General features: G+C 72.4%; 23 protein-coding genes. 11 read left to right on the top strand and 12 right to left on the bottom strand.

Annotation, left to right across the window (positions count from 1 at the left end):
- Positions 1-449 precede the first annotated feature (449 nt).
- Positions 450-773, bottom strand: coding sequence for a hypothetical protein (locus OG736_RS37560; RefSeq protein ID WP_327186394.1), 324 nt, complete (start codon positions 771-773; stop codon positions 450-452).
- 22 nt (positions 774-795) lie between these two features.
- Between OG736_RS37560 and OG736_RS37555 the strand changes: the two genes are divergently transcribed.
- The 3 genes from OG736_RS37555 (at position 796) to OG736_RS37545 (ending at position 2,485) form a co-directional block, all read left to right on the top strand.
- Positions 796-924, top strand: a complete 129-nt coding sequence (locus tag OG736_RS37555) for a hypothetical protein (protein ID WP_020127535.1) — start codon at positions 796-798, stop codon at positions 922-924.
- Between the two features lie 21 nt (positions 925-945).
- Complete coding sequence (locus tag OG736_RS37550; RefSeq protein ID WP_327186393.1) at positions 946-1,710, top strand: bestrophin-like domain; 765 nt, start codon at positions 946-948, stop codon at positions 1,708-1,710.
- Between the two features lie 238 nt (positions 1,711-1,948).
- Entirely contained in the window at positions 1,949-2,485 is a 537-nt protein-coding gene (locus OG736_RS37545) for a hypothetical protein (RefSeq protein WP_327186392.1), read from the top strand.
- A 117-nt stretch (positions 2,486-2,602) separates the two neighbouring features.
- On the opposite strand, the gene OG736_RS37540 is transcribed toward OG736_RS37545, so the two are convergent.
- Positions 2,603-3,109: a hypothetical protein gene (locus OG736_RS37540; RefSeq protein ID WP_327186391.1), complete on the bottom strand. Its 507-nt coding sequence runs from the start codon at positions 3,107-3,109 to the stop codon at positions 2,603-2,605.
- Between the two features lie 332 nt (positions 3,110-3,441).
- On the opposite strand from OG736_RS37540, the gene OG736_RS37535 reads away from it, so the two are divergent.
- On the top strand, positions 3,442-4,110 hold the full coding sequence (locus OG736_RS37535) for a class F sortase (RefSeq protein ID WP_327186390.1): 669 nt from the start codon (positions 3,442-3,444) through the stop codon (positions 4,108-4,110).
- A 33-nt stretch (positions 4,111-4,143) separates the two neighbouring features.
- Here the strand turns inward: OG736_RS37535 and OG736_RS37530 are convergent, their stop codons facing one another.
- Positions 4,144-4,983 (bottom strand): polysaccharide deacetylase family protein, encoded by an 840-nt coding sequence (locus OG736_RS37530; RefSeq protein WP_327186389.1) that lies wholly within the window; start codon positions 4,981-4,983, stop codon positions 4,144-4,146.
- Positions 4,984-5,098: 115 nt separating this feature from the next.
- Positions 5,099-8,365 (bottom strand): bifunctional lysylphosphatidylglycerol synthetase/lysine--tRNA ligase LysX, encoded by a 3,267-nt coding sequence (gene lysX / locus OG736_RS37525; protein ID WP_327186388.1) that lies wholly within the window; start codon positions 8,363-8,365, stop codon positions 5,099-5,101.
- An 88-nt stretch (positions 8,366-8,453) separates the two neighbouring features.
- Between lysX and OG736_RS37520 the strand changes: the two genes are divergently transcribed.
- The gene (locus tag OG736_RS37520; protein WP_327186387.1) at positions 8,454-8,927 is read left to right on the top strand and encodes a universal stress protein; all 474 of its coding nucleotides are present in this window, start codon (positions 8,454-8,456) and stop codon (positions 8,925-8,927) included.
- Positions 8,928-8,960: 33 nt separating this feature from the next.
- On the opposite strand, the gene OG736_RS37515 is transcribed toward OG736_RS37520, so the two are convergent.
- Complete coding sequence (locus OG736_RS37515) at positions 8,961-10,112, bottom strand: CapA family protein (protein WP_327186386.1); 1,152 nt, start codon at positions 10,110-10,112, stop codon at positions 8,961-8,963.
- A gap of 222 nt (positions 10,113-10,334) precedes the next feature.
- Between OG736_RS37515 and OG736_RS37510 the strand changes: the two genes are divergently transcribed.
- From OG736_RS37510 to OG736_RS37500, 3 genes are all read left to right on the top strand, one after another.
- A complete protein-coding gene (locus OG736_RS37510) occupies positions 10,335-10,886 on the top strand; it encodes a sigma-70 family RNA polymerase sigma factor (RefSeq protein WP_327186385.1) in 552 nt (183 codons plus the stop codon).
- 156 nt (positions 10,887-11,042) lie between these two features.
- Complete coding sequence (locus OG736_RS37505) at positions 11,043-11,558, top strand: hypothetical protein (RefSeq protein WP_327186384.1); 516 nt, start codon at positions 11,043-11,045, stop codon at positions 11,556-11,558.
- A 141-nt stretch (positions 11,559-11,699) separates the two neighbouring features.
- Positions 11,700-12,362: a zf-HC2 domain-containing protein gene (locus OG736_RS37500; protein WP_327186383.1), complete on the top strand. Its 663-nt coding sequence runs from the start codon at positions 11,700-11,702 to the stop codon at positions 12,360-12,362.
- A gap of 120 nt (positions 12,363-12,482) precedes the next feature.
- Here OG736_RS37500 and OG736_RS37495 read toward each other — a convergent pair whose 3' ends face one another.
- The 3 genes from OG736_RS37495 to OG736_RS37485 all read right to left on the bottom strand — a co-directional run bounded on the left by OG736_RS37495 (position 12,483) and on the right by OG736_RS37485 (position 16,007).
- Complete coding sequence (locus OG736_RS37495) at positions 12,483-13,346, bottom strand: Fpg/Nei family DNA glycosylase (RefSeq protein ID WP_327186382.1); 864 nt, start codon at positions 13,344-13,346, stop codon at positions 12,483-12,485.
- 31 nt (positions 13,347-13,377) lie between these two features.
- A complete protein-coding gene (locus OG736_RS37490; protein ID WP_327186381.1) occupies positions 13,378-15,465 on the bottom strand; it encodes a SpoIIE family protein phosphatase in 2,088 nt (695 codons plus the stop codon).
- 62 nt (positions 15,466-15,527) lie between these two features.
- The gene (locus tag OG736_RS37485) at positions 15,528-16,007 is read right to left on the bottom strand and encodes a hypothetical protein (protein ID WP_327186380.1); all 480 of its coding nucleotides are present in this window, start codon (positions 16,005-16,007) and stop codon (positions 15,528-15,530) included.
- A gap of 126 nt (positions 16,008-16,133) precedes the next feature.
- Between OG736_RS37485 and OG736_RS37480 the strand changes: the two genes are divergently transcribed.
- The 3 genes from OG736_RS37480 to OG736_RS37470 all read left to right on the top strand — a co-directional run bounded on the left by OG736_RS37480 (position 16,134) and on the right by OG736_RS37470 (position 19,538).
- Positions 16,134-17,540, top strand: a complete 1,407-nt coding sequence (locus OG736_RS37480) for a lipase maturation factor family protein (protein WP_327186379.1) — start codon at positions 16,134-16,136, stop codon at positions 17,538-17,540.
- Between the two features lie 178 nt (positions 17,541-17,718).
- Positions 17,719-18,258, top strand: a complete 540-nt coding sequence (locus tag OG736_RS37475) for an ArsR/SmtB family transcription factor (RefSeq protein ID WP_327186378.1) — start codon at positions 17,719-17,721, stop codon at positions 18,256-18,258.
- Positions 18,255-19,538: an MFS transporter gene (locus tag OG736_RS37470; RefSeq protein WP_327186377.1), complete on the top strand. Its 1,284-nt coding sequence runs from the start codon at positions 18,255-18,257 to the stop codon at positions 19,536-19,538. Before OG736_RS37475 ends, OG736_RS37470 begins: the two co-directional genes overlap by 4 nt.
- A gap of 85 nt (positions 19,539-19,623) precedes the next feature.
- Here the strand turns inward: OG736_RS37470 and OG736_RS37465 are convergent, their stop codons facing one another.
- The 4 genes from OG736_RS37465 to OG736_RS37450 are packed head-to-tail and all read right to left on the bottom strand — an operon-like array spanning position 19,624 to position 22,476.
- Positions 19,624-20,448, bottom strand: a complete 825-nt coding sequence (locus OG736_RS37465) for an amidohydrolase family protein (RefSeq protein WP_327186376.1) — start codon at positions 20,446-20,448, stop codon at positions 19,624-19,626.
- Positions 20,445-20,759 (bottom strand): L-rhamnose mutarotase, encoded by a 315-nt coding sequence (locus tag OG736_RS37460; protein WP_327186375.1) that lies wholly within the window; start codon positions 20,757-20,759, stop codon positions 20,445-20,447. Before OG736_RS37460 ends, OG736_RS37465 begins: the two co-directional genes overlap by 4 nt.
- Positions 20,756-21,724, bottom strand: coding sequence for an aldo/keto reductase (locus tag OG736_RS37455; RefSeq protein ID WP_327186374.1), 969 nt, complete (start codon positions 21,722-21,724; stop codon positions 20,756-20,758). The genes OG736_RS37460 and OG736_RS37455 overlap by 4 nt, the downstream gene beginning before the upstream one ends.
- Positions 21,721-22,476, bottom strand: coding sequence for an SDR family NAD(P)-dependent oxidoreductase (locus tag OG736_RS37450; protein WP_327186373.1), 756 nt, complete (start codon positions 22,474-22,476; stop codon positions 21,721-21,723). Before OG736_RS37450 ends, OG736_RS37455 begins: the two co-directional genes overlap by 4 nt.
- Positions 22,477-22,508 lie beyond the last annotated feature (32 nt).

Genomic DNA, 22,508 nt, shown 5'->3' with positions numbered 1-22,508 from the left:
TCAACAACTCCCCGATCGTCACAAGGTGTTGCAGCGCCCTGCTGCGCCGCCGCACGGCACTGAGTACGCATGGTGACGGTCGTTGTGTTCAAACACGGCACAAAAAACTTTCCGGGACCTGTGACACCGGCCCCGGCAGACCCCCGGATCGCACAGGCGCACGGCGTGCCGGATGCGCGAACGTACCGCCCGGCAAACCTGGGGACGTGAACTTCCCCCGTTCGGGGCAATCCCCACCGGGCGTGGGCGTGGGCAGGTACGGGACGCCGCATGATCTCCGTCGTGCATGGACCCGAACCGACCCGATCCGCGCTCGTCACCAGGACCCTGGCCCTGGTGACCGCGGCCTGGATCCTCGCGGCCGCCCCGGCCGGGGTGGCCGCGGCCGACGCGTGCGCGTACGTCTCGACCGGCCCGGACGGCACCGAGGCGGTGGCGGTCGCGGGGAGTCACTCATGGCCGACTCCCCCGGTGTGCCCGGAACCGAAGCCGAAGCCGACGCCCACCCCGACCCCCACCCCGCCGAAGCCGAAGCCACCGCCCGAGCCGACGCCGAGCCCCACGCCGACACCCACGCCGACCCCCACCCCGAAGCCGACGCCCCCGCCGCCACCGCCTCCCGAGCCCAGGCCGCCGGCGCCGAAGCCGCGGCCGAAGCCACCGGCGCCCGCGCCGCCCCGCCCCGCGGCACCGCTTCCGCGGCAGGCCCCCGCACCCCCGCCACCACCGGCTCCGGTCCCCGTACCGACACCGACCGCCGAGCCCAAGCCCACGCCACGCCCGTCCGTGACCCCGGTGAGTTACCCGGCGTACCACGCCTCGCCGCGGCAGCGGCCCGTCCGGCGCGGCCAGTCGCCGGTCACCTACGTCCTGCTCATCACCGTGCCCGCGGTGATCGCCGTCGCCGCGCTGCGACCGCGTTAGCGCCCACCCTGGAGGCATCTCTTGCCGGAATGGCTTGTTCTGACCCTCGCGATGCTCGCCGCCTGCGCGGTGGTGGTCGTCATCACCCTCCTACGGCACCGCAGGGCGCCCGAGGACGAGGACCCCTCCGAGACCCCGGACGTCATCGAGTACATGACGATGTGGATCGGCGTGGTGTACGCCATCGTCCTGGGCCTGGCCATCGCCGGCGTCTGGGAGGCGCGCAGTGTGGCCCAGGACCACGTCCAGGCGGAGGCGCAGGCGCTCCACGAGATCTCGGAGCGGGTACGCGTCTACCCGGCCGACGCCCGTGACCGTATTCGGGAGGATGTCAACGCCTATGTCGGACACGTCGTCACCACCGAGTGGAAGTCGATGGCCGACGACGGCGAGGTGACGAAGCGAGGCGACGAACTCCTCCAGCGGATCCGGGTGGACGTCACCGACTACGAGCCGACGTCCGACTTCCAGGCGCAGGCCTACCAGCCGCTGATCGACCAGATGGCCGCCGCGGACCAGGCACGCAACGCCCGGGCCGAGTCGACCGGGGCGACCATGCCGGGCGTGGTGTGGTTCGGGCTGCTGGCCGGGGCCGCGATCACCATCGGCATGGTCTTCGCGCTGCAGATCCGGCGCACCACCCGCGAACTGGTGCTGGCCGGGCTGTTCTCCGCGCTGATCGCCTTTCTGCTCTTCCTCATCTGGGACTTCGACGCGCCCTACAGCCGGGGCATCACCGCGTCGGCGGAACCGTTCCTCCACCTGTTCCCCGGCATCGAGGGCTGACGTCCGCTCACCTCACGCTCCCGCGACCGGGGGACGGCGACAGAAGACGGCCGCCACGCCGTCGCCGTCCCCCGGTTGCCGCAGCGGCGTCCCCTGAGCGGCCCACACGCTTGCCCCATTCGCGCGACTGCGATCGCGGGAGCGCACACATGTTCCTAGCGTTTCGGTCATCGAGGTGCATTGATGACGAAAGCGGAAATAGGTCCGCAGCTGCTCCTCGGGGACCGGAGGATCCACCATGCACGCGATACGCGTCGCTTCGGCCGCACTGTTGGGCGTCGCCGCCCTGACCCTCTCCGCACCGGTCGCCGTCGCGAGCGACGACGACAACCACTACGTCATGTCCAACGGCTACAGCGTGCTGCCCTCGACGATCGCGGCGGGCGGGCAGGTCACCGTCCAGGTGGACCGCAACGCAAGTGGCTGCCGGAGCTCCGTGACGGTCTCCTCGGGCGTGTTCGACGCGGTCGTCATCCCCCGGGGGTCGTCGTCCGCTGTGGTCACGGTCGACTGGGACGCCAGGGCGGGCGCCTCGTACCGGGTGACGTTCGCCTGCGGCGGCATCAGCGCCGTCAAGGAGTTGACGATCGCCGGCGGCCGTCCGGTCGATCCCACGGTGCCCTATCCGGTCCCGCAGGGCGTGCACGCCGGCGAGGGCGGCACCGTGGCCGGGTTCGACCTCGAGGAGATCGGGCTGGGCGCCGCGCTCGTCGTGGGCTCGGTCGGTGCCGCGTACTGCTTCTCGCGGCGCCGCGCCGCCGAGGACGACAGCTGACGGCTGACGGCTCACCGCCGACGGCCGCGCGGCGCGCAGGCCTTCGCCCCGGATCCCAGCGGGACCGGGGCGAAGGTCTGCGTCACGTGCGACGTGCGATCCCCTTCGGGGCGGGCCTCAGACGCGGCGCTCGGCGCGGCGACGCATCCAGAACAGACCACCCCCGACCACGGCCGCCGCGACGAGACCGCCGCCGATGGCCATGTCGGTCGGGGTGGCGCCGGTGGTGGTGCTGCCGCCGAGACCGCCGCGGACACCGCCGATGACGGTGAAGGCGGCCGGGCGGGTCAGGGTCCGGCCGGAGCAGTTGACGGTGATGTCGTAGGTGCCGGGCCGGGCGTTGTCGTTGATGGTCGCCGTCCCCTTGGCGGTCTGGTTGGCGCCGTTGATCGGCGTCAGGTTGGTCTGCGGGAACGCCGCCGAGGTCATGGTGCCGCCGCCGGGGCAGCCGTCGACGGTGACCGTCATCTGGCCCCCGCGGGCGATGACGGCGGGCAGGGCCACGATGTTGCTCGGGTTGGCGCCCATGCCGTCGCGTGCGACGGCGACCGGGGCGCTGACGCCGAGAGAGGCGACCGCGGCGGCCGAGACCACCGAGGCCGCCAGAAAACGAGTGATGCGCATGTGATCCTCCGCGGAAGGCGCCCCGGGGCCCGTCCCCGGCATGTCGGCGAGAAAGCACCTCCCGGAACGACCCTCAGATGCCGTGCACGCGCCCGCATTTCGGGAATGGTCCGTCCTGGTGAGAGGACACGCCGAGCGAAATGCACACAATCGGATATTGCCGCAGGTCACGGACCGTCAGAAAATTCCTTCCGTCGGCAACTCGGATGGCTCACCGAAAGGCGTCCGGCCACCCGTTCGCCGCTGCCCCGTCGCCGGTTCCCGCCCGGGGACTTAGCGTTCTCGTATGCGCGAAGGGACGCGGTGACGGCCGCGTCGAAAGGGGATGGCGAATGTCTGCGTACGAGCTGTCCGAGGTGGCGGAAGAAGAGGAGCGGCGGCGGAAGCGCGCCCCATGGGGCGTGATAGCGCTTGTTCTGCTGACCGGTCTCGCGCTCATCCGGAACGGGTCGGGAGAGTTCGACATCGGCCCGCCGCAGCCCGCCTCGGCGGCGGCTGCGGACGGCCGCGCCGCCGGCGCCTTCGGCCGGACCCCGGCAGCGCTGCCGTACGCCGTGCCGGACCGGGTCCGGATCCCCGCCATCCGGGTGGACGCGCCGGTCACGTCGGTCGGCCTGGACGCGGACGGCTGGGTCGGCGCGCCGCCGCCGGAGGACCCGAATCTGGCCGGCTGGTTCACCGGTGGCGTCTCGCCCGGTGAAAAGGGGACCGCGGTCGTCGTCGGCCATGTCGACAACAAACTGGGCCCCGCCGTCTTCTACGGTCTCGGGGCCCTGAAGAAGGGAAATCGCGTCGAGGTGTCGCGAGGGGACGGAAAGACGGCGGTCTTCGAGATCTACGGCATCGAGGTCTTCGCGAAGAACAACTTCCCCGGCGACCGCGTCTACGCCTCCAAGGGCTCCCCCGAATTGCGGGTCATCACCTGCGGCGGCGGTTTCTCCAAGGCGAACGGATACGACGGGAACGTGGTCGCCTTCGCCCGCCTGGCCGAGGTCCGCTGAGCGGACACCGGCCGGGCGGGCGGGGGGCTCGCGTCAGGTGTACCGCCGGTGCGGGACGGTGATCTGGTAGCCGGAGTCCAGCAGCTGCGGCAGATAGCTGCGCAGGGCCCGCACGCTCTGCGAGCGGTCGCCCCCGGCGTCGTGCGAGAGCACCACGACGCCGGGGGCGGCGCCCTTCTCGACCCGTTGGACGATGGTGCCGGTGCCGGGGGCGGTCCAGTCGAGGGTGTCGACCGTCCAGGCGAGCGGCTCCATGCCCAGTTCGGCGCCGAGTTGGAAGGCGGCACGGTTCCAGGCGCCGTAGGGTGCGCGGAACCAGCGGGGCGGCTCCCCGTAGCCCTCCTCGATGACGTCGCTGGTGCGGGACATCTCGGAGCGGATCTGACGGCGGGTGAGGCCGGTCAGCAGGGGGTGGGACCAGGTGTGGTTGCCGACGACGTGGCCCTCGTCGGCCATCCGCCCCAGCAGATCCTGGTTGTCGGCGGCCATCTCCCCGCACACGAAGAACATCGCGCGCACGTCGTAGTGGGCCAGGGTGTCGAGGATGCCGGGGGTGTAGCGGGGGTCGGGTCCGTCGTCGAAGGTCAGCACCATGGTGCGGCCGCGGCCGGTCATCCTCAGCAGCGGTTCGTGGCGCACCGGGGTGCGTCCGGGGGCGGTGCGCGGGGGACCGTAGCCGGTCAGCGGCTGGAGGCGGTAGGCGGAGGGCTTCAGCGGCAGGCTCCGCGCCGGGGCGCCCGCGGCGGGGGCGGCGGCCCGGACCGGCTTGCCGTCCTCGCCCCACAGGAACACTCCGGCCGTGCCGACCGCTCCGACGGCGGCGGCGCCGGCGAGCAACGCCCGGCGGCGCGTGAACAACTGATCCTTCTTCATGCAGTCATCAGTCGCCCGGCAGGCCCCCGACCCACCACACCGACACCGGACCGGCGGCACGATTCCACCCGCCCGGCGCAGTCACGATCGGTCCGAACAGTTGAAGGGTGCCGGGTCAGCGGTGTCGTACCAGCGGGAACGGCAGGGTCTCGCGGATCGTGAGGCCGGTGAGGAACATGACCAGGCGGTCGACGCCGATGCCGAGGCCGCCGGTCGGGGGCATCGCGTACTCGAGGGCGTCGAGGAAGTCCTCGTCGAGCTCCATCGCCTCGGGATCTCCGCCGGCGGCGAGCAGGGACTGCTCGGTGAGGCGGCGGCGTTGCTCGACCGGGTCGGTCAACTCGGAGTAGGCGGTGCCTAGTTCGGTGCCGAAGGCGACGAGGTCCCAGCGCTCGGCGAGCCGTGGGTCGGTGCGGTGCTGCCGGGTGAGCGGGGAGACGTCGGTGGGGAAGTCCTTGTAGAAGGTCGGGAGTTGGGTCCTCTCCTCGACCAGGCGTTCGTACATCTCCAGCACGACGTCGCCCCGGCCGTCGTCCGGTGCGTACGGGACTCCGGCCCGGTCGCAGTGCCGGTGCAGGACGGCCAGCGGGGTGTCGGCGTCGATCTGCTCGCCGAGCGCCTCGGAGATCGCGCCGTGGACCGTCCGCACCGGCCACCGGCCCGAGATGTCGTGCTCCCGTCCGTCCTTGCGGGCGACCGGCGAGCCGAAGGCGGCCGTGGCCGCACCCTGGATCAGCTCGCGGACCAGGTCGAGCATCACGTCGTAGTCGGCGTACGCCTGGTAGGCCTCCAGCATCGTGAACTCGGGGTTGTGCTTGTAGGAGACGCCCTCGTTGCGGAAGGTGCGGCCCATCTCGAAGACCTTCTCCAGGCCGCCGACGCACAGCCGCTTGAGGTACAGCTCGGGGGCGATGCGCAGATAGAGGTCGAGGTCGTAGGCGTTGATGTGGGTGGTGAAGGGGCGGGCGTTGGCGCCGCCGTGGATCTGCTGGAGCATCGGGGTCTCGACCTCGAGGTAGCCGCGTTCCAACAGGCCCTGGCGCAGCGCCTGCACGGCGTGCGAGCGGGCGCGGACGACATCGCGGGCGGCCGGGCTCGCGACCAGGTCGAGGTAGCGCATGCGGACCCTGGCCTCGGGGTCGGTGAGGCCGCGGCGCTTGTCGGGCAGGGGCCGCAGACACTTGGCGGTGAGCTGCCAGGAGGTGACGAAGACGGTGGGCTCGCCCCGGTCGCTCGTCCCGGCCGTGCCCGTGACGACGATGTGGTCGCCGAGGTCGGTGTCGGACCTGAAGGAACCGAGTGCCTCGCGGGTGAGGGCGAGCTGGTGGTCGCCCGACCAGTCGCGCAGCGTCACGAAGACGATGCCGCCGAAGTCGCGTACCCGCATGACCCGGCCGGCGACGGTGACCGTCTCCCCCCTGGGGATCGCGGCGAGGGTGTGGGTGCGGAGCGGGACGCCGACCGGGTAGGGGTCGATGCCCTCGGCGCGCAGCCGGTCGAGCTTGCGGTGCCGGACGCGCACCTGCTCGGGCAGGCCCGCGTCCGGACCGGTGTCCCCGGCCTCGTCCCCTCCGTCGAGGCCGAGCGCCGCCAGTGGCGGCAGGCCCTCGGTGGTGGCGGGACGCGGCCCGCCCCCGGCATTGCGGTTGCCCCAGAGCTTGCGCAGCGAGGGCACGGAGACGAAGCCCTCGGCGATACCGGAGGCGAGGCCCACCCGGGCGAGGGAGCCGGCGTCGGCGTAGCAGAGGAAGCGGGGGTACCACTCGGGGTGGTACTTGGCGTTGGAGCGGTAGAGGGCCTCCAGTTGCCACCACTTGGAGAAGAACAGCAGCAGCCTGCGCCACAGCCGCAGCACCGGTCCGGCGCCGATGCGGGCGCCCTCCTCGAAGGCCGAGCGGAAGACGGCGAAGTTGAGGGAGATCCGGCGCACGCCGAGCTTCGGGGCGGCGGCGCACAGGTCGGCGACCATGAACTCCATGACGCCGTTGGGGGCGGATCGGTCGCGGCGCATGAGATCCAGGGAGATGCCGTCGCGGCCCCAGGGGACGAAGGAGAGCAGGGCGAGGAGGCGGCCGTCGTCGTCCAGGGCCTCGACGAGGAGGCAGTCGCCGTCGGCGGGGTCGCCGAGCCGGTCCAGGGCCATGGAGAAGCCGCGTTCGGTCTCGGTGTCGCGCCAGGCGTCGGCCCGGCCGAGCACCTCCTCCATCTCCTGGTCGGTCAGGGTGGAGTGGCGGCGGACCCGGCAGGAGGCGCCCGTGCGGCGCACCCGGTTCACGGCCTGCCGGGTGACCCGCATCTCGCGGCCGCCGAGGTCGAAGGAGGCGACCGGCAGGATCGCCTCGTCGCCGAGTTGCAGGGCGCCGAGTCCGGCGCGGGCGAAGGCCTTCGCGCCGTCCTCCGAGGCGCCCATGACCGCGGGCGCCCAGGCGTGCAGGCGGGCGGCGTCCAGCCAGGCGGCGATCGCGTGCGGCCAGGCCTCGCGGTCGCCGACGGGGTCGCCGCTGGCGAGGCAGACACCGGCCTCGACGCGGTAGGTGACGGCGGCCTTGCCGCTGGGTGAGAAGACGACGGCCTTGTCGCGCCGGGTGGCGAAGTAGCCCAGGGAGTCCTGGTCGCCGTATGCCCTGAGCAGGGCCCGGATGCGGGCTTCCTCGTCGCCGTGCAGGGCCGCTTCCATCCGCTGGGAGCGGAAGAGGGTGGCGGCGGCGTTCAGCAGGGCGACGGCGCCGAAGAGGCCGAGGAGGAAGAAGAGGGGGCGGGGCGGGCGGCCGTCGAAGGAGCGGGTGGAGACCAGGCCGCCCAGGACCCGGTTGGCGGCCCATCCGAAGCGCTGACTCGCCGGCAGGGTGCCGGGGAACAGTTCCACCAGGCCCCAGCCCGCGAGGATCGCCAGGACCAGCCCGACGAGCAGCACGGCGAGCGCCCGCCGGACCGCCCCGCGGCGGGAGGCGGCGTAGAACTCGCCGCGGGCGACGACTAGGAGGATCAGTGCGAGCGCGCACACCACCAGGGACGGGACGGACTGCCCGTACAGGCCGACGGCCACGCCGAGGATGTCGGTGAGGACGAGCAGGCCGAGGTAGACGACGACCAGCCACCAGGCGACCTTCTTGCGGGCGGCGGTGGCGGCGGCCAGCAGGAAGAGGAAGACGGCGTAGGCGAGGTTGGCGCTGACCGGGACGATCAGCAGGTCCAGGAAGCGGACGACCGGGCGCAGCAGGCGGCGCAGCGGCGGGATCAGGGCCAGCAGGACACAGAGCAGCCCGAGGGCGCCGAAGAAGGTCGCGAAGCCTTCGGGCACCCGGCCGAGGGCGCGGCCGGCGGGCCGCCGTGCCGGGCCCGGGGTGTCCGCGGCCGTGGCGGTCCGCACGGTGGCACTCATGCTCCGACTCTAGGAACACCCGGCCCGTACCGCCCGTCGAGCGGCCCGCGCACCGGCCGGACCTGCGGCTTCCGATAGCCTCTGGGCCGTGACGGAACAGCACTCGCAGCAGCCCGCGCACCAGTTCGAGCGGGGCACGGACGGACCCAAGGTCATCCTCGTCGGGGTGGACGGCTCCGACTCCTCCCTACGGGCCGCGGCCTACGCCGGCGGCCTGGCCCGTCGCCAGCACGCCCTGCTGGCCGTGGTGTACGTGCAGCCGGTGCTGGCGGCGGGCGCGGCGCTCGGGGTGCCGGTCGCGGAGACGACCGACGAGATCGCCGAGGACCTGGTCGCGCAGATCCGGGAGGCCACCGAGCGCACCCGGGGGATATTCGACGTGCGCTGGGAGTTCCACACCTTCCGCGGCGACCCCTACGGCGGCCTGGTGAAGGCGGCGGACCGGCTCAAGGCGGACGCGGTGGTGGTGGGTGCCTCCGAACAGGCCGGCCACCGGATCGTGGGGTCCGTCGCGGTGCGGCTGGTGAAGGCGGGGCGGTGGCCGGTGACGGTCGTGCCGTAGCCCCCGGCCACCCCGTGAGGGCCTACGGGCGGCTCACTTCCCCATCACCAGCCCGTCCTTCGCCGCACCTCGGCCGAGGACGACCGCTCCGATCCGGTCGCGTACCCCTTCGACGCCCGCGCCCTGGGCGAGGGCCTTGTTGAGGTCGACCACCCGGCCGGCGTCGATGTCGAACAGCTGCGGCACGAACTCGGCCTTGCGCACCTCCCAGCGACCGCCCGGCCCGGCGGGCGGGGCGAAGGTGAAACGGGCGACGGTGGACTGGTTGCCGCGCGCGTCCTGGACTCCCTGGTGGTTGAACATCTCGCCCGCGATCTGGTCGCCCATGCCGTAGACGACCCAGGTGCCGTTGACCTTCTCGTAGGCCTGCGGGACGTGGGCGTGCGTCCCGAGGATCAGGTCGATGTCGGGACGGCCGCCCGTGCGGGAGGCGGTGAGGGTGCGGGCCAGCGTGAGCTGGCGGTCGTCCGGCGCGTCCTGCCATTCGGTGCCCCAGTGCACGGAGACGACGACCACGTCCGCGCCCGCCTTCCGGGCGGCCTTGGCGTCGGCGAGGATCCGGTTCTCGTCGAGGAGGTTGACGGTCCAGGGCTGTCCCTGCGGGACGGGGTGACCGTTGGTGTCGTAGGTGTAGGCGAGGTGGGCGACTTTCGCCGGGCCCGCGCGCAGCAGCGTGACCGAGTTGCCCTCGGCCTCGGTGCGGGCGGTGCCCGCGTGCCGTACGCCGGCGGCGTCGAGTGCGTCGAGGGTGCGTTGTACGCCGGGGGCGCCGTCGTCGAGGCTGTGGTTGGAGGCGGTGGAGCAGCCGTCGTAGCCGGTGGCGGCCAGGGCCCCGGCGATCTCCGGCGGGGACTTGAAGTCCGGGTAGCCGGTGTAGACGCCGTTCGCGCCGTACACGGTCTCCATGTGACACAGCGCCAGATCGGCGCCGGAGACGACGGGTTTGATGCCCGCGAGCATCGGGCGGAAGTCGTAGCCGGTGCCTCCGGCGTCGAAGCCGGCGCGGTCGATGACGGTGGTGTGCGGCAGGATGTCGCCGGAGGCGACGAGCGTGAAGCCGCGGGCGGCGGCCGGCGCCGGGCGGCCGGGCCGCTCGGTCGGCCCGTGGTCTCTGGCCTGGCAGGCGGCGGCCGAGGCGAGGAGGGCCGTCAGGGCCAGGGCCACCTGGTGTCTGCGGGCGATCACCGGTTCACCCCACTTCCCATGAATTGTCATATTTACCCATGTGTCAGTACTAATCCATGAGGGACGGTGGTCCGCCCAGGCACTCCCTTCGTCCAGGAGCGATGCCCGCGATCGGCGTAGCCCGGACCGTTCGTCGAACCGTTCGTCGACGCGATCGACCGTCCGCCGCAGATCCGTGTGCGTGCCCTGTCCCGAACCGGCGCACTGCGGTGCCATACGCCCATGACCGCCGGAACCACCCTCACCGCCCGGACGACGACCGCCGAGCACGAGCTCGCCGCACTCCAGCGCGAGCACGGCCGGCCGCTCTTCGCGCTGCTGCTGAGGCTGTGCGACGGCGACCGTCAGCGCGCCGAGGACCTCGTCCAGGAGACCCTGGTACGCGCCTGGCAGCATCCCGAGGCCCTGCGCGCCGACACCTTCGACTCCGTACGCCCCTGGCTGCTCACCGTCGGCCGACGGCTCGCGATCGACGCGCGGCGGGCCCGGCAGGCGCGACCCGCGGAGGTCGGTGACGCGGTGCTGGAGAACGCGTCACCCGTCTGCGCCGACCACGCCGAGCGGGCGGCCGCCACCCTCGACGTGCGCGAGGCTGTGAAGACACTCACTCCGGAGCACCGTGAAGTCCTGGTGCTGGTGTATTTCCACGGGGCCAGTGTGGCGGAGGCCGCCGAAGCCCTCGGAATTCCGCCCGGTACCGTGAAGTCCCGCGCGTACTACGCGCTGCGCGCCCTGCGCCGGGTGCTTCCGGGATACGCGGCCGACCTGCGCTGAAACCCACGACTGGGTCAAGCCTCCGTAAAGCGCCTTGCCGAGGACCCCCTTTGAGTAATCGGGTGTCCTTATCCGTGTTCCGGATGGAGCCCGGTGACCGGGTCCCCAGCGTCCCGGCAACGGGCGAGCGCAAGCACCGGAGGAAGGCAGGAAGGGATGCTGCACAGAGGTCACCAGAGCACGGACGGCACCGGCGGCGGTGAACTCGCCGTCCCCATGGCCTGGTTGTATGCCGAGTACATCGCCGACGAACTGCTGCGGACCGGCGATCTCATGCCGCCGACGTCCTTCGAGTTCCGCGCCGGGCGCGACGCCCTGGCGCTCACCATCTTCCTGTCCGACACCGACGGCGAACTGCCCGGCATCCGGGTCGTCACTCAGCTGGAGACGTGGCTTTCGCTCACGGCGTACGACCAGCCGTGGCAGGACTGGGTCGACGAACGTATGTCTCAAGTGAAGGCCGAGGCAGCCAAGTCGGACGGACCGGCTCCCGATCTCGACCTGGCGGCCGCCGCCTGGCGCTGGCTGGAGGAGACGGAGCTGCTCGCTCCCGATCTCAACGCGGTTCCCGGCGGTGCGCCGGTGGTCGGCGAGGACGAGGGACCCAAGGTCTGGACACCCGCCTGGCAGCTCGGACTGCCCCTCGGCCACCTGGCGATTCATCTTTTTTAGATTCGCACCAATCCGCGGGCCGGACCGCTCCGAACATCTGGGTCACGATTCGGTACGTGGCTTGAGTGATTCGGCGGCCGGGTGCGTACCGGTGGGAGCAAGGAGTAACCCCACTGGCACTCAAAGGCACGAGGTTTCGGCATGAGGTCCCTGGAAAGGCATCGCGACGTCGGCGCGTACGCGCTCGGCGTGCTGGACGAAGCGGAAGCCTTCCGCTTCGAGGACCACCTCATGGAGTGTCCTCAGTGTGCGGCGCAGGTCACCGAGTTCGGCCCCACCGCACGGCAGATGATGCTCTACCGGCGCGCCACCCCGCGCGCCGTGCACCCCTTCGCCGGACCCGGCCCGCAGCTGCTGGACCGGCTGCTCGCCGAGGTGGCGGTCCGCCACCGGGCCGTGCGCCGGCGGGTGCTGTACGCCGTGGCCGCCTCGGTGGTGGTCGCCCTGGCCGGCCCCGTGATCGCGATGATGGCGGGCAGCGCGAGCGGCGAGGGCGAGAGCGCCGTACGGGTCACCGCGACGGACGAGAAGTCCGGGGTGTGGGCGCAGGTCACCACCGAGAACGAGGCGTGGGGCAGCCACGTGGAGCTCGAGGTCAAGGACGGGGCGGGCCCCCGCTCCTGCCGGCTGATCGCCATCGGCCTCGACGGCTCCGAGCAGACGGTCACCAGCTGGAACGTCCCCAAGCACGACGCCCGCCCCAACACCATGCAGGGCGCCGCTGCCTGGCACCCCGACGAGATCGCCCGCTACGAGCTGCGCACGTCGGCCGGGGAGCACCTGGTGACGCTCGAGGCCCACTGACGCCGACACGGAGTGAGTTCAGGTCACTTCGGTGTCGACGCGGGTCTCGGCGGGACGGTACGGTCCGGGCCGGTGTCGACAGGCCGGCCGGCCGACGGGACTGCCGACCGGCCGTCGGGGCTACTTCAGCAGCCGGGACATCCTCCGGTCCGCCAGCGGTTTGCCGCCCGTCTGGCAGGTGGGGCAGTACTGGAGCGAGGAGTCGCTGAAGGACACCTCTCGGACGGTGTCGCCGCAGACCGGGCAGGGTTCGCCGGTGCGGCCGTGGACACGCAGACCGCTCTTCTTCTCGGCCTTCAGACGTCCCGCCGCCAGGCCCCGTGAGCGCTCGACCGCCTCCGTGAGCGTGCTGCGCAGGGCCTCGTAGAGGGTGTGGGTCTCCTCCGGCGTCAGGGTGGCCGCCAGCTTGAACGGGGACATCCTCGCCACGTGCAGGATCTCGTCGCTGTAGGCGTTGCCGACGCCCGCGATCAGGCTCTGGTCACGCAGGGCGCCCTTCAACTGGCGTCGCTCACCGGCGAGGAGCGCGGCGAAGCGGGCCTCGTCGAAGGCGGCGGCGAGCGGGTCGGGGCCGAGCCGGGCGATGCCGGGGACCTGCTGCGGATCGGGGACGACGTACACCGCGAGCCGCTTCTGGGTGCCGGCCTCCGTCAGGTCGAAGCCCGCCCCCGTCTCCAGCGCGACCCGCAGGGCCAAAGGGCCCTTGCCGGGGCGGGGCAAACCGTCCGGGAGCTTGTCCTTCCAGTGCAGCCAGCCCGCGCGGGCGAGGTGCGTGACGAGGTGCGGGCCGTCACCGGTCGCCAGGTCGAGGAACTTGCCGTGCCGGTGCACGGCGGTGACCTCGCGACCCTCGACGGCGGTGACGGGCGGGTCGTACGTCTTCAGCACGCTGATCGCGACGGGCAGCACACGGACGATCTCGTGGCCGACGAGATGTTCGGCCAGGAAGTCCTTGAGCGCTTCGACCTCGGGGAGTTCCGGCATACGTCCAGAGTGCCATCCGGAACCCGAGCGCTCAGGTCCGTTCCGCCACCACGAACTCGCACCACACGCACTTGCCGCCGCCCCGCGCCTCCACGCCCCATGCGTCGGTGAGCAGGTCCACCAGCAGCAGGCCCCGCCCCGAGACCCCCGACTCGCCCGCCTCACGGCGGCGCGGGAGGGCGCTGGAGGAGTCCTCCACCTCGACACGCAGCCGGTGTTCGGTGCCGGTGAGCACCCGCAGGGTGACGATCGCGGCGCCCTCGGTGTGCATGAGCGCGTTGGTGATCAGTTCGTCGGCGACCAGTTCGATCTCGTCGGAGCGGTCCCGGGCGCCCCAGGTGCGGACGGCCGCGCGGATCATGTGCCGGGCCTCGCTGAGGGCCTCCGGGTCACCGGGGGCCACATGCTGCTGGAGCCGGCTGCCGGCCTGGGGGCCGTCGGGACCGCGCCGGCGCAGCAGGAGCAGGGCCACGTCGTCGTCCCCGCCGCGCTCCTCGGCGACCTCGATGAGCTGGTCGGCCAGTTTCCGGACGTCCGCGGGGCCCGCGGCGATCAGCGCGGCGAGGGCCCGCATGCCGTCGTCGAGGTCCGCGCCGGGCTGCTCGACCAGCCCGTCGGTGCACAGCAGCAGGGTGTGGCCGGGGTCGAGCTCCACGGTGCCCACCGGGTAATCGAGGCTGCCGAACTCGGCGGACAGGCCGAGCGGCAGACCGCCGGGTACCGGGACGCGCCGGCAGGTCCCGTCGAGACCGCGCAGCAGGGGGTCGATGTGCCCGGCGCGGACCACCTGGACGACCCCGGTGGAGAGGTCGGCCTCCGCGTACAGACAGGTGGCGAAGCGGTCGGTGTCGAGCTCGTGCAGGAAGACCGAGGCACGGGCCATCACCGTGGCCGGGGTGTGGCCCTCCGCCGCGTAGGCCTTCAGGACGATGCGCAGCTGGCCCATGACGGCGGCGGCGTGCGTGTCGTGGCCCTGGACGTCGCCGATGACGGCGCCGACCCGGCCGCCGGGCAACGGGATCAGGTCGTACCAGTCGCCGCCGATGTCCCGGCCCAGGGAGCCGCCGATGGTGGCGGCGCGGTAGCGGACGGCGACGTCGGCGCCCGGCACGCTGGGGATGGTGCGCGGCAGCATGGCCTGCTGGAGGCCCTGCGCGATGTCCTTCTCCTGCTCGTAGAACATCGCGCGCTGCAGGCTCTGCGCGATGCTGCTGCCGAGGGCGACGAGTATGTTGCGGTCCTCCTGCGTGAAGCCCCGGCGGTCGCTGTAGAGCAGGCCCATCGCGCCGATCGGGCGGGCCTGCACGATGAGCGGCAGATAGGCCGCCGAGGTGATCCTCAGGTCGGTGAGGTGCGGCCACAGCACGGGGTAGCCGCCCGCGAACTCCTCCGGCGACTCGATGAAGCGCGGGGTGAGGGTGCGCACCACCTCGCTCATCGGATAGGGCTCGTCGAGGCGGGTGACCAGCGTGCCCGGCACGAAGCTGCCCTCCGGCCCCTCGGCGATCAGCCGGATCCGCCCGGCCTCGACCAGCCCCATGACGAGGCTGGTGGCGCCGAGGTGGGTGAGGCCGTGGGTGTCCTTGAGGACGTCGATCACGTCGTGCACGGTGCGGGCGTGCGCCAGGGCCGCCGTGGTGAGCTGGACGACGTTGGTCTGCTCGCGGCGCGCGTCGTCGAGGGCGGCCTCGTCGCGGCGGGCGGCGAGATCGCTGAGCTCGTCGGTCGCGTCCCGCACGATGCCCACGATGCGACGCGGCCGTCCGGTCCCGTCGCGCCGGATGTAGCCCTGGGTGTGGGTCCAGCGCAGGGTGCCGTCGCGCAACCGCATACGGAAGTAGGCGCCGTAGTTCTCGCTGCCGTCCTTGATGGCCTGGGCGACCAGTTCGTCCAGGCGGATGCCCTCGGCCGGGGGGACCCGGACGGCGAGGGTCCCGGGGTCGCCGTCGTACTCGTCGGGCCGCAGGTCGAAGATCTCGTGGGCCCGGGCGTCCATGTGGAACTGCCCCGAGTCCAGGTCCCAGTCGAAACTGCCCATGCGGTTGAGCGCCAGGATCGGATCCGGGTGGGCGGGCCAGTCGTCCGGGAGGGACAGGGCTCTCGCTCCCCGATCAACCATGGGGCCACCTTGCCAGGATTCGCCCGATTCTTCGACCGGGGAACCGGGGCCCGGGACCACGCTCAGCCCATGACCACGTCGAGGGGGCTGCCGAAGATGCTGCCGGACGAGTCCTGCGCGCCGGACTCGTCGGGCCCGTCGGGGACCAGCCCGCCGCCGTCGGGCAGGTCGGGGACTTCCGGGACGGTCTCGGGGCCGATCTCACCGGGGTCGACACCGCGGTCGAGGTCGGAGCCGAGGCCCTGGTCGGAGCCGAGGTCTTCGTCGGGACCGGAACCGAGGCCCTCGTCGGGACCGGCGTCGGCGCCCGCGTCGGCGAGGGACGCGACGGAGTCCGGGTCGGCCGCCGAGGGGTCGTCGAAGGGGTCGCCGGAGGCGAAGCGCCCCTCGGCCGCCGGGACGACGCTGTCCGCGCCCGGCATCGTGATCTTCTCCCCCGCGCCGCCGCGTCCGGCGACGAGGAGCGCCGCCGAGAGCGCGCAGGCGGTGAGGAGAGTGGCAGTGGGTAGTCGCACCACGTTCTCCCGCATCGTCTCGTGCATCGTTCCGGTACCTCACTCGGAGGTGATTCGACCACTATTGTCTGCTTCACCCGCCAGGGTCACGCAACCGGAGGGCGCGAACACGGACAGTGACATGGTCCGACCGGAGAGAAGGAGCGCACGGCCGTGGACTGGTTCACCGCACCCGAGTACTGGCTGAGCCGCCTGGTATTCCAGCGGGCCCTGGCCGGTGTCTACCTGGTCGCGTTCCTGACGGCCGCCCTCCAGTTCCGGGCGCTGCTCGGCGAACGGGGGATGCTGCCGGTGCCCCGCTTCGTCGAGCGGGTGCCCTTCCGGCAGGCACCGAGCCTGTTCCACTGGCGCTACTCCGACCGCCTGTTCGCGGGCTGCGCCTGGACGGGCTGCGCGGTGTCGGCGGCCCTGCTCGCCGGCCTGGACGGTCTGCTGCCCCTCTGGGCGGCGATGTCACTGTGGCTGGTGCCCTGGGCGCTGTATCTCTCGATCGTCAACGTGGGCCAGACCTGGTACGGGTTCGGCTGGGAGTCCCTGCTGCTGGAGACGGGCTTCCTCGCCGTGTTCCTCGGCAACGACGAGGTGGCCCCGCCGGTCCTCGTGCTCTTCCTGATGCGCTGGATCCTGTTCCGGGTCGAGTTCGGCGCGGGCCTGATCAAGATGCGGGGCGACGCGTGCTGGCGGAAGCTGACGTGTCTCTACCACCATCACGAGACCCAGCCGATGCCCGGCCCCCTGAGCTGGTTCTTCCACCATCTGCCGAAACCGCTGCACCGCGTGGAGGCGGCGGCCAACCACTTCACCCAACTCGTGGTGCCGTTCCTGTTGTTCGCCCCGCAGCCGATCGCGACGGCGGCCGGCTGCCTGATGATCCTGACCCAGCTGTGGCTGATGCTGTCGGGCAACTTCGCCTGGCTGAACTGGATCACCGTCGTCCTGGCGGTGTCCGCGCTCGAACTGCCCGTCGGCCACCCGTCGGAGCCCGCCACCCCGCTCTGGTACGAGGTCGTGGTCCTCGCCGTGTCCGCGCTGCTGCTGTTCCTCGGCTACCGCCCGGTGGTCAACATGCTCTCCCGCCGCCAGGTGATGAACCGCTCCTTCGACCCGCTGCACCTGGTCAACACCTACGGCGCGTTCGGCAGCGTGAGCCGGATCCGCTACGAGGTGGTGATCGAGGGCACGCTCGACGACGTGCCGCGCGAGGGCTCCGACTGGCGGGAGTACGAGTTCAAGGGCAAGCCCGGCGATCCCCGGCACTGGCCGCGCCAGTTCGCGCCGTACCATCTGCGGCTGGACTGGATGATGTGGTTCGCGGCGCTCTCCCCCGCCTATGCCGGGGCGTGGTTCGCCGCCCTGGTGGAACGGCTGCTGGAGAACGACCGCGACACGCTCAGGCTGCTGCGCCACTCCCCGTTCCCGCCCGACGAGCCCCCGCGCCACATCCGCGCCCGCCTCTTCCGCTACCGCTGCACCACATGGCGGGAACTGCGGGAGACGGGCGCGTACTGGCATCGGACGTATGTGCGGGAGTACCTGCCGCCGACGCGGCTCCGGGTGTGAGTGGTTGAGGCACAGAGAGTGCCGCCGAGATCGATCTCGGTCCGAGCCGCCCGACAGCTCCCCGGATCGGCAGCGGGTGGGGGGCATCGGCAGAAGGTCTCGCGCGCCGGAAAGCAGCTTCTCGAGGTTCGCGCGAATCCCCTTGCGCAATGGTCAAGAATCGTTGACCATTGCTCGCATGCCTACCGACGATCTTCCCGAGACGTTTCACGTCACCACGGACGAGCAGCTGCGCGCCGTCTCCAGTCTCACGCGCCACCGGATCATGGCCGTGCTCCGCTTCGAGCCGGCGACGATCACGCAGATCGCCGAGCGGATGGGTCTTGCGAAGGGGAGTTCCAGCTATCACGTGCGGCTGCTGGAGCGGGCCGGCCTGGTGAAGGTGGTGCGGACACGGAAGGTGCGGGGGGTCACCGAGCGGTACTACGCGATGGCCGCGCGGGCGATCGCGCTGCCGGACCCTGGCGAAGGAGGGCCGGATGTGCTGATGCGCCATGCGGTGGCGGACCTGGAGGCGTCCCCGGCGGACGGCGAGCGGCACGTACGGATGGCGCATCTGCGGCTCACCGAGGAGCAGTTCGCGGAGCTGGGGGCGCGGCTGCAGGCACTGGCGGACGAGTACCGGGAGCTGTCCGATCCGTCGCTGCCGGACGCGTCACTCGTCTTCGCACTGTTCCACCCGGCACGGGGCGAGCAGGCCGAGGGGGGCGCCGAGTGACCTCGGGCATACGGAAGTTGCCGACCGGGTTCGGACGGCTGTGGACCGCGCAGACCATCTCCTCGCTCGGTGACGGGGTGTCGCATGCCGCGCTGCCGCTGATCGCGTTGACGTTGACGCGGGATCCGATGGCGCTCGCCGTCGTCACGGCCGCCGGGACGCTGCCGTGGCTGCTCTTCGGGGTGCTCGGCGGTGCGCTGGTGGATCGCTGGGACCGTCGGCGCACGATGTGGGTCGCGGACGCGGCGCGTGCGGTGCTGCTCGTGATACCCGCGGCGGCGGCCGTGCTCGACGTGCTGAGCATCGCGCTGCTCGCGGCCGTGGCCTTCCTGCTCGGCCTCGGCGGGCTGTTCTTCGACACGGCCGCCACGGCCTACCTGCCGGATCTGCTCCGCCGCGACCCCGCGCTCCTGGAGCGCGCCAACTCCCGCCTGCGCGGCGCCCAGACCGCCATGTCCGGTTTCGCGGGGCCGCCTGCGGGCAGTGCGCTGCTCGCGCTCGGGCGGGCGGTTCCGCTGCTCGCCGACGCGGTGTCGTTCCTGTTCTCCGCGCTGCTCGTCCGTGCGCTGCCCGCCATGCCCCGGCCGGTGCCGGAGGTCCGCGAGTCGCTGCTTCGGCAGGCGCGGGCGGGGGCCTCGTACGTCTTCCGGGACCGGGTGCTGCTCGGGCTGGCGCTCCGCCCGGCGGTCGGGAACGTCTCCTTCCTCGCTGTGGAGACCGTCCTCGCCCTCTTCGCGCACGAGCGCCTGGGCATCGACACCTACGGCTTCGGCCTGCTCCTCACCGCGGAGGCCACCGGCGGCCTGCTCGGCGCGGGCATCGCCTCCTACCTCGGCCGACGACTCGGCACCGGCACCGCACTGACCTGCACAGCCGCCGTCGAAGGGCTTGCCGTCCTGGGCCTGGCCGCTGCCCCGAACCCGTACGTCGCCGGGCTGGCGCTGGCCGTCTGCGGGGCCGGAATGGGCGCCACGATGGTGCTCGCGCCTTCCCTCCGACAGGCGATCGTCCCCGCCCGTCTCATGGGCCGGGTCGCCTCCACCTCCCGCATGCTGGCCATGTGCGCCGCCCCTGTCGGGGCCTTCCTCGGCGGCTGGCTGGCCACCGCCTACGACATCCGCACCCCGCTCTACGCCGCCGCCGGCCTCCTCCTGGCGATGACGGCCGTCACGGCATCCATGACCAGCAACCGCCGGGTCGAAGAGGCGCTGCGTGCCGCCGCCCCGGATCACCCGGCATCCAAGGATCCCGCCCAGGAGAGTGCACCTGACTTGGTGTGACGCCCTGCCGCGAGGGCATCACCGACCTGCGCGGCCGGGTTCTCCACGACCTCCCCTTGCTCACGCCCGGGCTCGCGGGGCCGGCTCAGAGGTCGTAGACCCGGACGGCGGTGGTCCCGAAGATCTCGGTGTGCGTGCCAGGGTCGGTCAACTGCCGTGCGATGCCCAGGACTTCACCGTAAGAGGCGGTGGGCGTGCACACCGGCCAGTCCGAGCCGAACATCAGCCGGGCCGGCCCGAAGGCCTCGAGCACCGTGTCCGCGTAGGGGCGCAGGTCCTCGGTGGTCCAGGACGCGGGGTCGACCTCGGTGACCATGCCGGAAAGCTTGCAGACCGTGTTGGGCAGCGCCGCGAGGGCCCGGACGTGGGACGCCCAGGGCTCCAGCGCGGCGGAGGCGATCGGCGGCTTGCCCAGGTGGTCGAGGACGAAGGTGAGTCCGGGCAGGGAGGCGGCCGCCTCGACACAGGCCGGGAGCTGGTGGGGCAGCACGACCAGGTCGTGGACGAGGCCGGCCGCGGCGAGGGCGGTGAGCCCGCGGTGCACGTCCGCCCGCAGCAGCCACCGCGGGTCCGGCTCGCCCTGGACCTGGTGGCGGATGCCCTTGAGGTACCGGCCGCCGGGGAGTTCCCGCAGCCGGGCCAGTTCGTCGGCGACGTCCGCGCGGGTCAGGTCGGTCCAGCCGACGACACCCGCGATCAGGTCGTTCTCGGCCGCGAGGGCCAGGAACTCGGGGGTCTCCTCGGCCACGGTGACCGTCTGGACGAGGACCGTACGGTCGACTCCGGCCGCGCGGGCCTCCGGCGCCAGGTCGTCGACGGTGAAGTCCCGCCGGAGCGGGCTGCCTTCGGCGATCCAGTCCTGGTCCCGTACCGACAGGTCCCAGAGGTGGTGGTGCGCGTCGACGGTCACGGCAGCTCCCAGACGACGGGCAGGCCGGCGCCCGCGCCCTCGCCGGAGTAGTCGTGCACCACGTCGAGCAGCTCGGCCATCCGTGCCTGCCACACCACGTTGACCGGAAGCTTCTCCAGCTCGGCGAGGAGGCGCGGGTAGTCCTCGCACTCCAGGACATGGAACAGATCGGTGCCGCTGCGCCAGATCGTCCAGGAGGTGGCGCCGGCGGCGCGGATGGCGTCCGTCAGCTCCTTCGGCACCTCCCGGTGCGCGGCCTCGTACGCGGCGACGCGGTCCGCACGGACCCTGGTGTGCAGGGCGACCCTCATGACGGCTCCTCGGGGGGAAGCAGACCCGTGTCCCGCAGCTCCTGCCAGAAGGCGGCGGGGACCTGGGTCGTGAACTGCTCGGCGCAGTCCCGCACTTCGGCCGCCGAGCGGGTGCCGACCAGGACGCTCGCCACGGCCGGGTGGGCAGCGCAGAACGCCAGGGCGGCGGCCCGCAGGGTGATGCCGTGCCGGTCGGCGGTCTCCTTCATCCGCAGGGCCCGGTCCAGCAGCCCGGCCGGGGCCTGCGCGTAGTCGAAGGTGGCGCCGGGCCGGGGGTCGGCCAGCAGACCGGAGTTGAAGGCGCCCCCGACGACCACCGACACGCCACGCTCGACGGCGGCGGGCAGCAGCTCGGCCCGGGCCCGCTGGTCGAGCAGCGTGTACCGGCCCGCGCACAGCACCACGTCGACGTCCGTGTCCCGGACGAAGCGCGTGAGCATCTCCGCCTGGTTCATGCCGGCGCCGATCGCCCCGACGACGCCCTCCGCGCGCAGTTTCTCCAGCGCCGGGTAACCCTCCCGGAAGGCCTGTTCGGCGTGGTCGTCGGGGTCGTGCAGATAGACGACGTCCACGCGGTCGAGGCCGAGTCGTTCCAGACTGGCCTCCAGGGTGCGTCGTACGCCGTCGGCGCTGAAGTCCCATACGCGGCGGTGCGTGGCGGGGACGGCGAAGCCGTCGGCCAGGTCGTCGCCGCCCCGGTCCGTGGCCTCCAGGCGGCGGCCCACCTTGGTCGAGACCGTGTACCGCGAGCGCGGGTGCTCGCGCAGGGCCGCGCCGAGGCGGCGTTCGGACAGGCCGAGACCGTAGTGCGGCGCCGTGTCGAAGTAGCGGATGCCCTGCTGCCAGGCGGCGGCCACCGCCTCGTACGCCTGCTCCTCGCCGACCTCGGTGAAGAGGTTGCCGATGACGGCGGCGCCGAAGGCGAGCGGACTTACCGGGACGCCGCTGCGTCCGAGGGTGTTCACCGGCCCACCGGCCGCAGCCGCAGGCCCTGCATCCCGCCGTCGACGGCGAGTGAGGTACCGGTGGTGGCGCCGGACAGGGGGCTCGCCAGATAGGCGATGGCGCCCGCGACCTCGTCGGCGCCGACGAGCCGGCCGCTGGGCTGGCGGGCCTCCAGGGCGGCGCGCTCGGCGGCCGGGTCGTCGGCCGCGTCGAGCAGCCGGCCGATCCACGGGGTGTCCGCGGTGCCGGGGTTGACGCAGTTGACGCGGATGCCCTCGCGTACGTGGTCGGCTGCCATGGCGAGGGTCAGCGAGTACACCGCGCCCTTGGTCGCGCTGTAGAGGGCGCGCTGCGGCAGACCGGCGGTGGCGGCGATGGAACAGGTGTTGACGATCGCCGCGTGCGAGGAGCGCCTCAGGTGGGGCAGGGCGGCGCGGGCCGCGCGGACCATGCCGAGGACGTTGACGTCGAGGACCCGGTGCCATTCGGCGTCGTCGTTGTCCTCGACGGTGCCCTGGGCGCCGACACCCGCGTTGTTGACCAGGATGTCCAGCCCCCCGAGGTCGGTGACGGCGGCCGCGACCGCCGCCCGCACGGAGGCGTCGTCGGTGACGTCGGCGAGATAACCGAGCAGGGGCTTCTGCACTCCCGACGGGTCCAGGTCGAGGACGGCGACCCGGGCGCCGCGCTCGGCCAGGAGCTCCGCGGTCGCCCGGCCGATACCGGAGCCGCCCCCCGTCACCAGGGCCGTCAGCCCTTCGAAGTCGCTCACGCCGCCTTCTCCTTCCGGATCACGAGGTCGGC

The sequence above is a fragment of the Streptomyces sp. NBC_01334 genome (assembly GCF_035983595.1).
Taxonomy (GTDB): domain Bacteria; phylum Actinomycetota; class Actinomycetes; order Streptomycetales; family Streptomycetaceae; genus Streptomyces; species Streptomyces coriariae.
This window is presented reverse-complemented; position numbering and strand designations above follow the sequence as displayed.

Excerpts from the sequence above, each read along its gene's own strand:
- OG736_RS37545 (WP_327186392.1), top strand. The coding sequence starts at position 1,949 with ATGCACGCGATACGCGTCGCTTCGGCCGCACTGTTGGGCGTCGCCGCC.
- OG736_RS37540 (WP_327186391.1), bottom strand. The coding sequence starts at position 3,109 with ATGCGCATCACTCGTTTTCTGGCGGCCTCGGTGGTCTCGGCCGCCGCG.
- OG736_RS37535 (WP_327186390.1), top strand. The coding sequence starts at position 3,442 with ATGTCTGCGTACGAGCTGTCCGAGGTGGCGGAAGAAGAGGAGCGGCGG.
- OG736_RS37530 (WP_327186389.1), bottom strand. The coding sequence starts at position 4,983 with ATGAAGAAGGATCAGTTGTTCACGCGCCGCCGGGCGTTGCTCGCCGGC.
- lysX (WP_327186388.1), bottom strand. The coding sequence starts at position 8,365 with ATGAGTGCCACCGTGCGGACCGCCACGGCCGCGGACACCCCGGGCCCG.
- OG736_RS37510 (WP_327186385.1), top strand. The coding sequence starts at position 10,335 with ATGACCGCCGGAACCACCCTCACCGCCCGGACGACGACCGCCGAGCAC.
- OG736_RS37505 (WP_327186384.1), top strand. The coding sequence starts at position 11,043 with ATGCTGCACAGAGGTCACCAGAGCACGGACGGCACCGGCGGCGGTGAA.
- OG736_RS37500 (WP_327186383.1), top strand. The coding sequence starts at position 11,700 with ATGAGGTCCCTGGAAAGGCATCGCGACGTCGGCGCGTACGCGCTCGGC.
- OG736_RS37495 (WP_327186382.1), bottom strand. The coding sequence starts at position 13,346 with ATGCCGGAACTCCCCGAGGTCGAAGCGCTCAAGGACTTCCTGGCCGAA.
- OG736_RS37490 (WP_327186381.1), bottom strand. The coding sequence starts at position 15,465 with ATGGTTGATCGGGGAGCGAGAGCCCTGTCCCTCCCGGACGACTGGCCC.
- OG736_RS37485 (WP_327186380.1), bottom strand. The coding sequence starts at position 16,007 with ATGCACGAGACGATGCGGGAGAACGTGGTGCGACTACCCACTGCCACT.
- OG736_RS37475 (WP_327186378.1), top strand. The coding sequence starts at position 17,719 with ATGCCTACCGACGATCTTCCCGAGACGTTTCACGTCACCACGGACGAG.
- OG736_RS37460 (WP_327186375.1), bottom strand. The coding sequence starts at position 20,759 with ATGAGGGTCGCCCTGCACACCAGGGTCCGTGCGGACCGCGTCGCCGCG.